Source organism: Ruegeria sp. HKCCA6837 (assembly GCF_013034475.1).
Taxonomy (GTDB): domain Bacteria; phylum Pseudomonadota; class Alphaproteobacteria; order Rhodobacterales; family Rhodobacteraceae; genus Ruegeria.
On record NZ_WQGD01000011.1, the window covers coordinates 25,771 to 39,623 of the forward strand.

Here is a 13,853-nt window from a genome sequence, read left to right on the forward strand (position 1 = left end):
GCACAGACGCCCAGCCGTTCCCAGCCCGACGACACATCCCTACAGAGAGGTCGCAATGAAACGTCGCAAGTTTCTTCTTGGAAGCGGTGCCGCTGCTGGTGCCTTGGGTTTGGGTGGTTTGTCTTTGGCGGCAAGCGATGCCACGCAAGACCTCGTGTTGCAGCCCGCCAGCTACAGGTTGCGCAATCGGTTGACCACGGGGATGGTCAGCCTTTACCCCGACGCACCACCACCGGTTCTGTATGGACGACAAGGCGAAGTCATGCGGCTTACGGTGCGCAATACCCTTCCCGATTACACCGCAATGCACTGGCACGGGCTGCGCATCGCCAACGAGATGGACGGGGTGCATTTTCTGACCCAGATGCCAATCGGCGAGGATGACAGCTTTACCTATGAATTCACACCACCGGACGCCGGCACATATTGGTATCACCCCCACTGCATGACAATGGATCAAATGGCCCACGGGTTGACCGGCGTCATGGTGATTGCCGAGCGGGAAGACCCCGGTTTCGACAGCGAGCAAGTGATCAATCTGCGTGATTTCCGACTGGACGAAGAAGACGCGTTTTTGCCCGCTTATACGGCGCGTGGTGCTGCGCGCGCAGGTACGTTTGGCAATGTCCAGACTGCAAACTGGTTGACAGAAGCAGTGTATGATCACGCGGCAGGCAGCCTTGTGCGGCTGCGCGTCGTCAATACGGACACAACCCGCATCTACAAGCTGCATCTTGAAGGGGCTGAGGCGCAGATCATTGCGTGGGACGGGCATCCGGTTGAGATCGACCTGACCTTACCCACACCCGATGCACCGCTTTTGCTGGGCCCGGGTCAGCGGGCGGATTTTGCCGTACTGATGCCAGACGATGAAGGGCAGTCGGTGGCACTTGTCGCCAAATTTCCTGGACAGAAACACCGCGCGATGGCGCGGTTGCGCGCGACCGGACAATCCACAGCGCGCGATATGAGGGAATTGCGCCCTTTGCGCAGAAACCCTGTTCTGCGCCCTGAACTGAACCAAGCCGAGCTGCATGAGTTCGTGTTCGGCTGGACGCCTGAAGGTGGCCCTCCGAATGACGGGTTCTGCGGATCACTGGGGTATAGTTTCTGGTCGATCAACCGCACGCCGTGGCCCGGAGATGCAGCAGAGGGAACCGGTCCGCTGGCCGTGCTGGAACAAGGCAAGAGCTATGTTTTGCGCCTCCGTAACGAATCTCCTAACTTGCACCCGATCCACCTGCACGGACTGGCTTTCGTGCCGCTGAAATCGAACCTGCGCGCCCTGCCGCCCTTGATGACCGACACGATGCTTTTGTTGAAAGACGAGACCATTGATATCGCGCTGGTCGCTGACAACCCCGGCGACTGGGCCTTTCATTGCCACGTGATAGAGCATCAGAAAACCGGGCTGGCAGGGTTCATTCGGGTGGTTTGACCCTAGCCCAGCGTCGCTACGTCCAGCGCCAGAACATGGTTCGGATAGGCTTGGTCGCCGATCCGAAAGTCCGAAACGCCAACCTGCCTGAACCCTTTGGACAGGTAGAAATCGATAGCGGGTGCGTTTTCGGAATTTGTTGTCAGCCAGATCTCGCCCTGCCCTTTATCTCGGCAGTGGTCGGTCGCTAATTGCAGCAAGGCTGACCCAATACCCTTACCATGATGCCGCGGCTGGACATAAAATGTCACGATCTCAAGATCGGACAGCCCGTCGACAGGAGCTGCGCGACCTTCTGAAACCCGAATATAGCCATCTATACCATCCCGGTTTTCCAAGACCACCAAAAGGTCCGAACCTTCCTCGATAAGTGCTTCAAACCGCGCCGCTGTAAACTCAGCCAGTACAAACTCGGCGAACAAAGAACTCACGCCATGACGCAGGTAGGTGCCCACCCAGACTTCAATCGACAAAGCAGCCAGGCTGGCAGCATCCGCCTTTACGGCTGGCCTGAAATTCATTTCCCTAAGAGGAACTGGGCGGGCTCAACCTCTCAAGCAGCGCCTTCGCAGCTGCCTGCTCGGCTTGCCGTTTGGATCCCGCAGTGGCCTGTGCCTCGGTTCCGTCCTGAAGGCGGGCGGCAATGGTAAAGATCGGCGCGTGATCCGGACCGCTGCGCTTGATCTCGACATATGAGGGCGGTCTTTGGCCGCGGGCCTGCGCCCACTCCTGAAGCGAGGTCTTGGCATCGCGGGCGTCGGCCTCGACTTTGTGAATACGGTCCCCCCACAGGGCTAAGATGACATCGCGGGCGGCCTCAAACCCGGCATCGCGATAGATGGCTGCAATGACAGCCTCCATCGCATCACCCAGCAGCGCCTGTTTGCGGCGACCTCCGGACAACATCTCGGACCGGCCCAGCTTCAGCACCGCGCCCAGATCGATCTGACGCGCAACATCGGCACAAGCCTCTTTGCGGACCAATGCGTTGAATCGAGGGGCCAGCTGACCTTCGGAGGCTTTCTTATCGGCCTCTAGCAGCGCCGTGGCCATAACAAGGCCCAACACTCGGTCGCCCAGAAACTCCAGCCGCTGATTGTCGGGCCGGGTAGACGACGACACCGAGCCGTGGGTCAACGCGCGCACCAGCAGTTCGGGGTTGGTGAACTCGTACCCCAAACGCTGCTGGAACGCTTTTATTTCAGCCGATAGCTTCAATTGACCGCCTTGAAGAACCGATCACCGCGCCAGGTCCAGAAAAACAACATCGATCGGCCCGCAGACGAGAACATGATCCGATCAGCGCGACCGATCAGGTTTTCGTACGGCACATAGCCCACCCCACCTGCAGATTGCGGCAGGCGGCTGTCGCTGGAATTGTCGCGGTTGTCGCCCATGAAGAAATAGTGGCCCTCGGGCACGGTATAGATGCCGGTATTGTCCGACCCCTGATTGCCGATGTTCAGCACGTCATAAGACACCCCATTTGGCAGGGTTTCGATCAGGCGTGATTTTTCACAAGCACCACCAATGCCAACAGCTCCATTTTCACAACGGGGACGCAGACGCTGAGGCCCCTGAGGTTCAGCGACTTCGGTAAAGACGCCGTCGGGCTGCTGTGGAACCGGCGTACCATTGAGGATGATCTGACCTTCACGGATCTGGATGCGATCCCCCGGCAAGCCGATCAGACGCTTGATATAATCGCGGCCCGTGACGGGGTGGCGGAAGACGATGACATCGCCGCGCTCAGGCTCACCGCCCCAGATGCGCGTATCACCATCGCCCTGCATCCAGCCGCAGATATCTTCGGCATCAACATTCAAACCGACGCTTGGAATGATCAGACTGGGGCAAGACGCGTATGAGTACCCATAGGCCATCTTGTTGACGAAAAGGAAATCGCCGATCAGCAAGGTCTGCTTCATCGAGCCCGAGGGAATCCAGAACGGCTGAAAGAAGAGGGTGCGGAACACGCCTGCAATCAGCAGCGCATAGACGATGGTTTTGATCGTCTCCCAAACGGGATTTCCGGTTTTGGCTTCCTCGGCCATACTGCTCTCTCCAGTTCTGTGCTTGGCTTGGCTGCTACATGCGGGGGGGATGGGGGCAAGTCAAGGCTGCGTGGCGTGATCTTGAAGCGGACGCGCCTCGATCACCACAAATGCCTGGGCCCAGGGATGGTCATCCGTCAGGGTGACATGGATGATGGCCTCATATCCTTCGGGTGTCATTTCCCTGAGGCGCTCGGCGGCCCAGCCAGTGACATGCATGACAGGCTGGCCGGTTTTCAGATTGGTAACGGCCATGTCCTTCCACGCTATGCCCATGCGCAGCCCAGTGCCCAGCGCCTTAGAGCATGCCTCTTTCGCCGCCCACCGCTTGGCATAGGTGCCAGCGGTGTCGTGGCGGCGTTCGGCTTTGCGCTGTTCGATGTCAGTAAAGACACGATTGCGGAACCGATCGCCAAAGCGGTCAAGCGTGCCTTGGATGCGGTCGATGTTTGCGAGGTCTGTGCCGATACCGAGGATCATGACAACCGCACCGTCAGGATCTTGTAACTCGCCAAGCCAAAGAACCCGGCAAAGGCAAAATCGAACCAGCGGCGGGCGCGGCGGTAGGTTCGGACCATACGCTCGGACGAAAACAGAAACGCATAGCCGATGAAGATCATCAGCGATCCGGCATACAACATGGCGAAATAGCCCAGCAGCATCGACAGGCTGGCATTATTGGGTGCGACAATGGCATAGATCGAGCCCCAGCTGAGGATCGCTTTGGGGTTGGTCAGGTGGATCGCAGCGCCTTTGGCAAAGATCGTCGGCAGAGACCCGATGACTGGCTTGCCCAACGCAACCTCATTCGACGTCATCGCACGGCGCAGGGCCTTGAAGGCCAGCCAGCCCAGATAGGCGACACCGATGTACCGGATCACCTCGAACACCCAGACATTGGCCAGCATGATCGCCGACAAGCCCAGTGCAGCTGCTATGCCCCAAGCGGCGGACCCGGCGCAGATGCCCAGCGCAAAGACCAGACCGGCACGGCGGCCCTCGTTCATCGCGGTTCCGGCAATGCCCATCGTGGCAGGCCCCGGAGAGCCGCCAGCCATCAGCCAGGCCAGCCAGATGGCGACAAAGCCGGGCGTAATCACGCGCGGGCCTCGTCCATCAGGCGGCGCATTTCCTGAATGGCGGGGGTGAGGCCCAGATAGATAGATTCACCAATCAGGAAATGGCCGATATTTAGCTCTTTCACCTCAGGGAAGGCCGCAATCGGCTTGACCGTGTCATAGGTCAGACCATGCCCCGCGTGCACCTCAAGCCCCAGCGAGTGGGCAAACGCAGACATCTGGCGCAGCGATTCAAGTTCTTGCGTGGCATCTCCCATGCGGCCCTCTGCGTGGGCGTCGCAATAGGCACCGGTGTGCAATTCGATCACTTCGGCGCCAATACGGTGGGCCGCCTCGATCTGGCGCTGGTCAGCGGCGATGAAGATCGACACGCGGCAGCCGACATCGCGCAGCGGCGCGATAAAATGAGCCAGCTTGTTTTCTTCACGCGCGACTTCAAGCCCGCCTTCGGTGGTGCGTTCCTCGCGCTTTTCAGGCACGATGCAGACCGCGTGCGGTTTGTGCCGCAGGGCGATTTTCTGCATCTCTTCCGTGGCGGCCATTTCAAAGTTCAATGGCACCGACAGAACTTCCATCAACCCGTCGATATCAGCGTCCGATATATGGCGGCGGTCTTCGCGCAAATGCGCCGTGATGCCATCAGCACCAGCCTCTTCCGCCAGTTTGGCGGCGCGTAGCGGATCGGGATAAGCCCCGCCCCGCGCATTGCGCACAGTGGCAACGTGATCAATGTTCACACCAAGCCGCAGATGGTTCTCAGACATCCCTCGATTCCTTTTGAGTCGTTTGGCCCGAGCCTAGTGGCTCTGCCGGATAAACGGCAGTCGATTCTTCGGCCAAGCGCTTGATTTCCTCAAACTTCGCCTTGATCTTGGCGCGACGTCGCTGCTGATAGGTTAGGATCAATGGCAGGCTGAGGTAATAACAGACCACACCCGCCACAATGCCGGGGATGATGCCACCAATCATATAGGGGTAGAAGACGTCATCGTAGAACTGCGCCAACCCATGCCAATCTGCCACGCGGTCTGTAAACAAGGCCACAAAGTTATTCTTGAGATCACCGATGGCGTCAGCGAACTTTCCCATCAGCCCCTGTGTGTCACCCTCTTCATATTCGGTTCCCAACAGAAAGTGCCCGGTCTGCAGGCAGATCACACCGATCGGCACATAGGTCAGAGGGTTACCGAAAAATGTGCCACTCAGCGCGGCCAGAATGTTTCCCTTGATCAGCCTTGCGCCAACAGCCGCGACCAGAAAATGCAATCCGTAGAACGGGGTGAACGCCGCAAAAACCCCTGCCCCAATTCCACGCGCAATTCGGTCAGGCGAATCTGGAAGACGGCGAACTCGGTGTTTTACATAGTGAAAAGCGCGGGTCCACCCACCACGCGGATAGACAAACTCCGACGCGACTTGGACAGCAGAGCGTCGGTCTCGGCGCTTGAATACCACGCGTGCTCACCCTTCCTCAGCCAGCCGCAACCGCAGCTTTGGTCTGATCCCGATACCGTTCGACGGCCGCAACATCGCTTTCCGCCTCAAGCATCAGCATAAGCGAATGCAACTGTTCAAGGTCGCGCAGTTCGACATTGATCAGCAGACGGTAAAAATCCGGTTTGCGGTCAACAAATTCCAAGTTTGAGATATTGGCCTTTTTCTCGCCGATCAATGTGCAAATACGACCCAGAACTCCTGCATCGTTGCCGATGGTCAGATCCAATGTCGCACCATAGACGGCAGGGTGGGTTCCCGAATGCCAGTGCAGATCGACCCAGCGGTCGGGTTCGCCTTCAAACTCACTCAGCCGGTTGCAGTCGATGGCGTGTACCACCACGCCCTTGCCCCGGTACGTGATGCCGACAATACGTTCTCCCGGCAATGGCTGGCAGCATGGGGCGCGATCGAATTTCTGACCTGGTTCAAGGCCGATCACGGCGCGACGCAGCGGAATGGCGTCACCATCGTCCTTAGCCAGTTCAGGATAAACAGCCTCGACCACTTCATGCGCCGTCAGTTCCGCGCTGCCCAGACGGGCCAGCAATTCATGCCGATCTTTCAGGCGCAGGTGCTTGGCAGCAGTGTCCAGCGCCTTGTCTGTTGCCTTGCGCCCAACATGTTCGAAACCGGAACGCGCCAGCTCCTTGCCCAGCTTGATGAACCGCTCTCGGTCGACCTCGCGCAAGGCGCGACGGATGGCGGTGCGGGCCTTGCCGGTGACGGCGATCTCAAGCCACGTGACCTGGGGCGTCTGACCGTCGGCGGTGATGATATCCACCGATTGCCCATTCTTCAGTCGGGTCCAGAGCGGCACGCGAATGCCGTCCACCTTGGCCCCGACACAGGCATGGCCGATCCGGGTGTGGATAGCATAGGCAAAATCAATCGGCGTCGCCCCGCGCGGCAGCTTCACCACATCCCCTTTGGGCGTGAAGCAGAACACCTGGTCGGAATACATCTCGAGCTTGACGGCCTCGAGGAAGTCTTCGTGATCTTCTTCGTTGTCGAACTGCTCAGTCAGGTTGGAAATCCACTTGGCCGGGTCAACGGCAAAGGGGTTCTCGGTCCGTACACCGTCACGATAGGACCAATGCGCCGCAACGCCGGTTTCAGCCACGTCATGCATCTGGCGGGTGCGGATCTGAACCTCGACCCGTTTTCCGTCGCGCCCTGAAACAGTGGTGTGGATCGAGCGGTAGCCGTTCGATTTCGGCTGACTGATGTAATCTTTGAACCGCCCCGGCACCGCGCGCCAGCGTTGGTGGATGGCACCAAGTGTGCGATAGCAGTCCTCTTCGGTCTGGGTGATGATGCGAAAGCCGTAAATGTCCGACAGGCGTGAGAAGCCCTGATCCTTTTCCTGCATCTTTCGCCAGATCGAATAGGGTTTTTTGGCGCGGCCAAACACTTCAGCCTCGATCCCCGCCTTTTCCAGCTCGTGCCGCATGTCGCCGGTGATGCGATGGATCACGTCACCGGTTTCGCGTTGCAGCGTGATAAAACGCCGGATGATCGATTGACGGCCTTCGGGGTTCAGGACACGGAAAGCGAGGTCTTCCAGTTCTTCGCGCATCCATTGCATACCCATCCGGCCTGCAAGCGGCGCATAGATGTCCATCGTCTCGCGCGCTTTGATCACCTGCTTTTCGGGGCGCATTGCCTTGATCGTGCGCATATTGTGCAGACGGTCGGCCAGCTTGACCAGAATAACCCGCAAGTCCTTGGACATGGCCATAAACAGCTTGCGGAAGTTCTCGGCCTGCTTGGTTTCGCGACTGGACAATTGCAGGTTGGTCAGCTTGGTCACGCCATCGACCAGCTTGGCGACCTCATCCCCAAACAGCTCGGCCACCTTGCCGTAATTGGCTTTGGTGTCTTCGATCGTGTCATGAAGCAGCGCCGTAATGATGGTCGCATCATCCAAACGCTGTTCGGTCAGGATGGCGGCAACGGCAACGGGATGGGTAAAATAGGGCTCGCCAGAATGGCGGAACTGCCCCTCATGCATCTGCTGACCGAATTCGTAAGCCAGAGTGATGCGTTCAGCATTCGTCTTGGGATTGTAGTTGCGGACCAGCGCAATCAGGTCGTCAGCAGAAATCATCCGGTCCGCACCTTCGTCTTTGGGGCTTACCCCTGTCCCTGTGCCTCCATCAGAGCGCGCAGGAGTTTTTCTTCAGACATGTCGTCCATGGCAGGTTTGTCCGATTCGGCACCCATCAGCAGCGCCATCTGATCTTCTTCCGGCTCATCAACCTCGATCTGGGTTTGGTTGGCTTCGATCAGGCGCTCGCGCAGTTCATCCGCACTTTGGGTTTCGTCGGCGATTTCACGCAGGGACACGACAGGGTTCTTGTCGTTGTCGCGGTCAACGGTAATCGCTGCACCGGCGGAAATCTCACGCGCCCGATGGGCGGCAAGCATCACCAGCTCGAACCGGTTTGGAACCTTATCTACGCAATCTTCAACCGTCACGCGGGCCATGGGGCGCTCTCCGTTTCTGAATCCATGTCAGGAAGAGGTTTATCTAAGCGCGAATCCGCGCCTTGACAAGCAGGAAATACCCCAATTGCAAGGATCACAGTGGTGTGACCGCTGCAATATCGTCCGCAGGCAAATCGGTGACCATCTGCGATACCGTGCGATCCAGAACAGGATGACGCCAGTCGGGGGCGATATCGGCCATCGGCACCAGCACAAAAGCGCGGTCCTGCAGACGCGGATGAGGCAGGATCAGTTGATCCGGGGCCTCTTGCCGCTGCGCCTCTGGTGGCAACGTCAGCCAGCGATCGAACTGGGCGCGATCAGGCAGCACCTGTTCATCAAAACACACCAGGTCCAGATCCAGAGTTCGCATTCCCCAACGTTGTATCCGTTCGCGCCCAAACTCATGTTCCACGGCGTGCAGCACACTTAACAACTCGGTCGCAGGTTTTTCGGTGGCGATCAAAGCCGCAGCGTTCACATAGTCCGGACCCGCCCCGGCGGGGAAGCAAGGCGTCGCGAAAAACCGGCTGACCGCGCGAATCACTACACCTTGACGCGAAATAGCGTCAAGTGCGTTCCGCAGCGTAACTTCGGGCCCATTTCCTCTCAAGCTGAGATTTGCGCCCAGCGCAACAACGGCATTTGACAACGAATTGCTCATATAGCACCCTATATTCGACACATTGCATACTTGCGATAACCAGCAAAAGTTCTAATTATAGATCGACAGATCGCGCCAAATCATCACTCACTCACTCACCATGCGGGGCGGTCTGGATTATACCGGAAGGGACTATTTATGTTTTATAAAGACGAACGGCTAGCGCTGTTCATCGACGGCTCGAACCTTTATGCCGCGGCAAAAGCACTCGGTTTCGATATAGACTACAAACTTCTGCGGCAGGAATTCATGCGCCGTGGCAAGTTGCTTCGGGCTTTCTATTACACAGCGCTCCTGGAAAATGACGAGTATTCGCCGATCCGCCCATTGGTTGACTGGCTGCACTACAACGGCTTCACCATGGTCACGAAACCCGCCAAGGAATACACCGACAGCATGGGGCGTCGGAAAGTCAAAGGAAACATGGATATCGAACTTACCGTCGATGCCATGGAGCTTGCACCGCGCGTGGATCATATCGTGCTGTTCTCGGGCGATGGGGATTTCCGCCCGTTGATTGCCAGCCTGCAACGTCAAGGCGTGCGCGTTTCTGTCGTGTCGACGATCCGCAGCCAGCCGCCGATGATCTCGGACGAACTGCGCCGCCAGGCTGACAACTTCATCGAACTGGAAGATTTGCGTGACGTAATCGGGCGCCCGCCGCGTGAAATGCCGGCTGAGCCGCGAAACGTCGCCATGGCCAGCAACAGCTGATCCGGCACTCTCTTTCTGATGGGGTAAATTTCGCGCGGTCAGGACCGAGGTCCTGGCCGCGCTTCTTTAACTATAAACAGGTGCTGAAACAAAACCTGACTAGCATCGATTCGTGTCAGTTGAATGACGATCTCCTGTCTGGACCAAGGCCGTGAAAAGACTTACCTGTGCCTTAAGGAGACAACTCAATGACAAAGCCACCACTGACTCTTTACCTTGCCGCTCCCCGGGGTTTCTGCGCCGGTGTGGATCGTGCCATCAAGATCGTAGAAATGGCCCTGCAAAAATGGGGACCTCCGGTCTATGTGCGCCATGAGATCGTGCATAATAAATTTGTCGTCGACGGATTGCGAGACAAGGGTGCGGTCTTTGTCGAGGAGCTACATGAATGCCCTGATGATCGTCCGGTGATATTTTCCGCTCATGGCGTCCCGAAGTCAGTGCCCGCCGAGGCCTCAAAGCGCGAGATGATCTATGTGGACGCGACCTGCCCGCTGGTCTCGAAAGTGCATGTCGAGGCACAGCGCCATGCGGATGCGGGATTGCAGATGATCATGATCGGCCACAAGGGACATCCCGAGACCATTGGCACCATGGGACAATTGCCCGAGGGCGATGTTCTGTTGGTTGAAACCGTCGAAGATGTGGCCACGGTTGATGTTCGCGATCCAAAGAAACTTGCTTTTGTCACCCAGACCACCCTGTCGGTTGATGACACCAAAGACATCATAGCCGCGCTTCAGGCCCGGTTCCCGGCCATTGTCGTACCACACAAGGAAGACATTTGCTATGCCACGACGAACCGGCAAGAGGCCGTCAAGGCCGTGGCGCCTAAGGCAGACGCTCTGCTGGTTGTGGGTGCGCCGAACTCATCGAACTCGCGCCGTCTGGTCGAGGTCGCCTCGCGCGAGGGCTGCAAATACGCGCAACTGGTGCAGCGCGCCACCGAGATCGATTGGCGCGCGTTGGATGGGATCTCATCCGTGGCCGTCACCGCAGGCGCATCGGCCCCCGAGTTGTTGGTAAACGAGGTGATTGACGCCTTCCGCGCGCATTATGATGTCACCGTCGAATTGGTCGAGACAGCCGTCGAGAACGTCGAATTCAAAGTCCCCCGCGTCCTGAGGCAACCAGCGTGATCGGAGTACCAAAGGCACCGCTTTATCTGGGGTTGGCAGGGCTGATCCCTTTTGTCTGGGGTGCGTTGACCTATCTGAACGGCGACCTGAACGCTTGGGGCACACAGAACCTTGGCGCGCGGTTTGTGGGCCCATATGTGCAGCTGTTCTATGGCTCGGTGATCCTGAGTTTCATGTCCGGTGTTCTTTGGGGGTTTGCCACCAAGACTTCGGGCAGCAAGGCAGGTCTGTGTTGCACACTGTCGGTCCTGCCCGCGCTTTGGGCCTTTTTCATGACGGGCGGCGGGCCGGTGCAGGCGGGCACAAACCTGATGTACGGGTTTGCCGGCCTGTTGGTGCTGGATGCCCTGTTTTCTTATTGGCGGCTGACACCGGTTTGGTGGATGCGGTTACGCGTCCTGCTGACCGCCGTTGTTCTGGCCAGCCTTGCCGTCGGAGTATACCTGTGACCGATAAACGCACGATCGACGCATATACCAACAGGTTGGCCGAATACCTGAACATTCCCCTGCCCGAAGCACAGCTTGAGGCCAGACAAGCATTTGTAGATGCAGTCGTCGCAGGTGGATATGTTCTGGATCTGGGATCCGGGCCGGGTTCAGATAGCAGTTTCCTGATGCGTCAAGGATTGACGGTAAAGGCGCTGGACGCGACGCCTGCCTTCGTGGATCACGCCCGGCAGAACGGAGTGGACGCGTATCTGGGCACGTTCGATGACGTCACCGAAACCGCTATCTATGACGGTGTCTACGCCAGCTTTTCCCTGCTGCACGCGCCACGCGCAGATTTCCCGCGACACCTGAAGGCGATTCACTCTGCTCTGAAGCCTAAGGGGCAGCTTTTTCTCGGCATGAAGCTGGGTACAGGTGAGCACAGGGACGAGTTGGATCGGTATTACACCTATTATACCGAAGCCGAGATCGAAGACGCGCTGACCCAAACCGGGTTCACAATTGATCGCTCGGTCAAAGGGATGGGAAAAGGTCTGGCAGGCTCTTACGACGGTTTTATTCTGGTGTTCGCCCATGCCTGATTTGTTTGCCTATACCGATGGTGCCTGTTCCGGCAATCCCGGACCCGGAGGCTGGGGTGTTTTGCTGCGCGCGATGGACGGGGACACCGTTTTGAAAGAGCGTGAGCTGAATGGCGGCGAGGCCGAGACAACCAACAACCGAATGGAACTGCTGGCCGCCATTTCAGCGTTAGAGACGCTGGAACGCCCTTCGAAAATCACCATTGTGACCGACAGCGCCTATGTGAAGAACGGCGTCACCGGCTGGATCTTTGGCTGGAAGCGCAACGGCTGGAAAACCTCGAACAAGAAGCCGGTCAAGAATGTCGATCTGTGGCAACGTCTGGATGAGGCGCAAGAACGGCATGATGTGACCTGGGAATGGGTCAAAGGACATGCGGGCCATCCGGAGAATGAAAAGGCCGACGAACTGGCCCGCGCGGGTATGGCCCCATTCAAACCTAAGAAGGCGCAGGTGTGACCGCGCTTTCGTTGCTGGATTACGCCTCGGTCCTGATATTTGCTCTGACCGGGGCTTTGGTGGCAAGCCGTGCCCAGCTGGATCTTGTTGGGTTTGCTTTCATGGCTTGCTTGACCGCAGTCGGCGGCGGCACAGTGCGTGATCTGTTGTTGGACCGACATCCGATCTTTTGGGTCGGTCAGCCGGATTACATCCTGATCGCCGTTGCCGCTTCAGTGCTGGTGTTCTTTACCGCACACCTGATGGAAAGCCGCTACAACTGGCTGATCTGGCTGGACAGTTTCGCTCTGTCGGTTGCCGTCGCTGCCGGTACAGGCGCTGCGCTGTCATTGGACCAATCCGGCGTCATCGTCGTGTTGATGGGCGTAACAACCGGGTGTCTGGGCGGGCTGATGCGCGACGTGGTCTGCAACGAGGTGCCGCTGGTGCTGAAGCAGGGCGAGCTCTATGTTTCATGCGCTTTTGCGGGGTCATTGACGGCAGTTCTGGCCGTTCAGGCCGGAACGGAGCCCGCGCTTGCACTGGCTTTGTGCGCGTTGGTCTGCTGGGCCTTGCGGGCCGGGTCACTGGTGTTTGGCTGGCAATTGCCCGTCTACAAAAGCCGCCCACCGCGCAACTGAGCCTGTCGATGGACGTCAAAGCAATGTGCTGATACCTCTGTGAACATTGCAGCCCGGAGGCCAGCGTGATCTTTAGACTAACATCATTTGCAGCCTGTCTGACCCTGCTAGCCTCATGCGGGGAATACTACACACCAGTCAGTTTCGTTGCGCAGGGCGACCAGATCATTGCCTCCGGCACAATTGATGAAACAACGTTATCCGCTTTTGAGGAGGTCATCGCAAAAAACCCCGAAGCCCGAATTTTGGTTCTTCAATACATCGAAGGATCAGTGGACGATGATGCCAATGTCATCTTCAGCCGCGAAGTGCGCAGGGCCGGTTTCGATACGGTCGTTCCTTCAAACGGTCTGGTCGCCAGCGGCGGCACCGATCTGTTTCTGGCTGGAAACCGCCGCACCCTGCAGCCGGGGGCCTGTGTCGGCGTTCACAGCTGGGCCGGATCGGGATTGGTGGCGACAGAATTGCCCGAGGACGACCCGGAACATGACCGGTACCTGGACTATTTCAAAGACATCGGAGTGGATGCGGAGTTTTACTGGTATACCCTGTTCGCTGCCCCAGCCGACAGCATGCACTGGATGACCGCCGCTGAGGCGAACCAATACGACATGACCACGCGGGGTGCTCCGGCGCTTGGATCGGCCACGGTCTGCGACGAGCGGTAA

General features: G+C 58.1%; 18 protein-coding genes. 8 read left to right on the forward strand and 10 right to left on the reverse strand.

The window, feature by feature from the left end:
* Positions 1–55 precede the first annotated feature (55 nt).
* Complete coding sequence (locus GOV91_RS15345; protein WP_171236154.1) at positions 56–1,438, forward strand: multicopper oxidase family protein; 1,383 nt, start codon at positions 56–58, stop codon at positions 1,436–1,438.
* A 2-nt stretch (positions 1,439–1,440) separates the two neighbouring features.
* Here GOV91_RS15345 and GOV91_RS15350 read toward each other — a convergent pair whose 3' ends face one another.
* The 10 genes from GOV91_RS15350 to folK form a co-directional block, all read right to left on the reverse strand.
* The gene (locus tag GOV91_RS15350) at positions 1,441–1,959 is read right to left on the reverse strand and encodes a GNAT family N-acetyltransferase (protein WP_171180771.1); all 519 of its coding nucleotides are present in this window, start codon (positions 1,957–1,959) and stop codon (positions 1,441–1,443) included.
* Positions 1,960–1,963: 4 nt separating this feature from the next.
* Positions 1,964–2,656, reverse strand: a complete 693-nt coding sequence (gene rnc, locus GOV91_RS15355; RefSeq protein ID WP_171236155.1) for a ribonuclease III — start codon at positions 2,654–2,656, stop codon at positions 1,964–1,966.
* The gene (lepB, locus tag GOV91_RS15360) at positions 2,653–3,492 is read right to left on the reverse strand and encodes a signal peptidase I (RefSeq protein WP_171180776.1); all 840 of its coding nucleotides are present in this window, start codon (positions 3,490–3,492) and stop codon (positions 2,653–2,655) included. Before lepB ends, rnc begins: the two co-directional genes overlap by 4 nt.
* Before the next feature lie 60 nt (positions 3,493–3,552).
* Positions 3,553–3,972: a holo-ACP synthase gene (gene acpS / locus GOV91_RS15365; RefSeq protein ID WP_171236156.1), complete on the reverse strand. Its 420-nt coding sequence runs from the start codon at positions 3,970–3,972 to the stop codon at positions 3,553–3,555.
* Complete coding sequence (locus tag GOV91_RS15370; protein ID WP_171236157.1) at positions 3,969–4,592, reverse strand: LysE family translocator; 624 nt, start codon at positions 4,590–4,592, stop codon at positions 3,969–3,971. Before GOV91_RS15370 ends, acpS begins: the two co-directional genes overlap by 4 nt.
* Entirely contained in the window at positions 4,589–5,335 is a 747-nt protein-coding gene (locus GOV91_RS15375) for a pyridoxine 5'-phosphate synthase (RefSeq protein WP_171236158.1), read from the reverse strand. Before GOV91_RS15375 ends, GOV91_RS15370 begins: the two co-directional genes overlap by 4 nt.
* Positions 5,328–6,026 (reverse strand): DUF2062 domain-containing protein, encoded by a 699-nt coding sequence (locus tag GOV91_RS15380; protein ID WP_171180784.1) that lies wholly within the window; start codon positions 6,024–6,026, stop codon positions 5,328–5,330. Before GOV91_RS15380 ends, GOV91_RS15375 begins: the two co-directional genes overlap by 8 nt.
* Before the next feature lie 16 nt (positions 6,027–6,042).
* Positions 6,043–8,175: a bifunctional (p)ppGpp synthetase/guanosine-3',5'-bis(diphosphate) 3'-pyrophosphohydrolase gene (locus GOV91_RS15385; RefSeq protein ID WP_171236159.1), complete on the reverse strand. Its 2,133-nt coding sequence runs from the start codon at positions 8,173–8,175 to the stop codon at positions 6,043–6,045.
* A gap of 26 nt (positions 8,176–8,201) precedes the next feature.
* The gene (rpoZ, locus tag GOV91_RS15390; RefSeq protein WP_171180788.1) at positions 8,202–8,555 is read right to left on the reverse strand and encodes a DNA-directed RNA polymerase subunit omega; all 354 of its coding nucleotides are present in this window, start codon (positions 8,553–8,555) and stop codon (positions 8,202–8,204) included.
* Positions 8,556–8,649: 94 nt separating this feature from the next.
* Positions 8,650–9,219 (reverse strand): 2-amino-4-hydroxy-6-hydroxymethyldihydropteridine diphosphokinase, encoded by a 570-nt coding sequence (folK, locus tag GOV91_RS15395; RefSeq protein WP_171236160.1) that lies wholly within the window; start codon positions 9,217–9,219, stop codon positions 8,650–8,652.
* Positions 9,220–9,357: 138 nt separating this feature from the next.
* Here folK and GOV91_RS15400 point away from each other — a divergent pair, with 138 nt between their 5' ends.
* The 7 genes from GOV91_RS15400 (at position 9,358) to GOV91_RS15430 (ending at position 13,853) form a co-directional block, all read left to right on the forward strand.
* Positions 9,358–9,933, forward strand: coding sequence for an NYN domain-containing protein (locus tag GOV91_RS15400; protein ID WP_050605228.1), 576 nt, complete (start codon positions 9,358–9,360; stop codon positions 9,931–9,933).
* A 188-nt stretch (positions 9,934–10,121) separates the two neighbouring features.
* A complete protein-coding gene (gene ispH / locus GOV91_RS15405; RefSeq protein WP_171236161.1) occupies positions 10,122–11,072 on the forward strand; it encodes a 4-hydroxy-3-methylbut-2-enyl diphosphate reductase in 951 nt (316 codons plus the stop codon).
* A complete protein-coding gene (locus GOV91_RS15410) occupies positions 11,069–11,521 on the forward strand; it encodes a DUF3429 domain-containing protein (protein WP_171236162.1) in 453 nt (150 codons plus the stop codon). The genes ispH and GOV91_RS15410 overlap by 4 nt, the downstream gene beginning before the upstream one ends.
* Positions 11,518–12,105, forward strand: a complete 588-nt coding sequence (locus GOV91_RS15415; protein WP_171236163.1) for a class I SAM-dependent methyltransferase — start codon at positions 11,518–11,520, stop codon at positions 12,103–12,105. The genes GOV91_RS15410 and GOV91_RS15415 overlap by 4 nt, the downstream gene beginning before the upstream one ends.
* Positions 12,098–12,565, forward strand: coding sequence for a ribonuclease HI (gene rnhA, locus GOV91_RS15420; RefSeq protein ID WP_171236164.1), 468 nt, complete (start codon positions 12,098–12,100; stop codon positions 12,563–12,565). Before GOV91_RS15415 ends, rnhA begins: the two co-directional genes overlap by 8 nt.
* Positions 12,562–13,185: a trimeric intracellular cation channel family protein gene (locus GOV91_RS15425; protein ID WP_171180802.1), complete on the forward strand. Its 624-nt coding sequence runs from the start codon at positions 12,562–12,564 to the stop codon at positions 13,183–13,185. The genes rnhA and GOV91_RS15425 overlap by 4 nt, the downstream gene beginning before the upstream one ends.
* Positions 13,186–13,250: 65 nt before the next feature.
* Positions 13,251–13,853 carry an alpha/beta hydrolase gene (locus GOV91_RS15430; RefSeq protein WP_371732328.1) on the forward strand — a complete coding sequence of 201 codons (603 nt, stop codon included), beginning with the start codon at positions 13,251–13,253 and terminating at the stop codon, positions 13,851–13,853.

What these genes read in the sequence shown, in the direction of transcription:
- GOV91_RS15400 (WP_050605228.1), top strand. Translation starts at nt 9,358, where the DNA reads ATGTTTTATAAAGACGAACGGCTAGCGCTGTTCATCGACGGCTCGAAC.
- folK (WP_171236160.1), bottom strand. Translation starts at nt 9,219, where the DNA reads ATGAGCAATTCGTTGTCAAATGCCGTTGTTGCGCTGGGCGCAAATCTC.
- rnhA (WP_171236164.1), top strand. Translation starts at nt 12,098, where the DNA reads ATGCCTGATTTGTTTGCCTATACCGATGGTGCCTGTTCCGGCAATCCC.
- lepB (WP_171180776.1), bottom strand. Translation starts at nt 3,492, where the DNA reads ATGGCCGAGGAAGCCAAAACCGGAAATCCCGTTTGGGAGACGATCAAA.
- rpoZ (WP_171180788.1), bottom strand. Translation starts at nt 8,555, where the DNA reads ATGGCCCGCGTGACGGTTGAAGATTGCGTAGATAAGGTTCCAAACCGG.
- GOV91_RS15345 (WP_171236154.1), top strand. Translation starts at nt 56, where the DNA reads ATGAAACGTCGCAAGTTTCTTCTTGGAAGCGGTGCCGCTGCTGGTGCC.
- GOV91_RS15385 (WP_171236159.1), bottom strand. Translation starts at nt 8,175, where the DNA reads ATGATTTCTGCTGACGACCTGATTGCGCTGGTCCGCAACTACAATCCC.
- GOV91_RS15350 (WP_171180771.1), bottom strand. Translation starts at nt 1,959, where the DNA reads ATGAATTTCAGGCCAGCCGTAAAGGCGGATGCTGCCAGCCTGGCTGCT.
- acpS (WP_171236156.1), bottom strand. Translation starts at nt 3,972, where the DNA reads ATGATCCTCGGTATCGGCACAGACCTCGCAAACATCGACCGCATCCAA.
- GOV91_RS15375 (WP_171236158.1), bottom strand. Translation starts at nt 5,335, where the DNA reads ATGTCTGAGAACCATCTGCGGCTTGGTGTGAACATTGATCACGTTGCC.
- ispH (WP_171236161.1), top strand. Translation starts at nt 10,122, where the DNA reads ATGACAAAGCCACCACTGACTCTTTACCTTGCCGCTCCCCGGGGTTTC.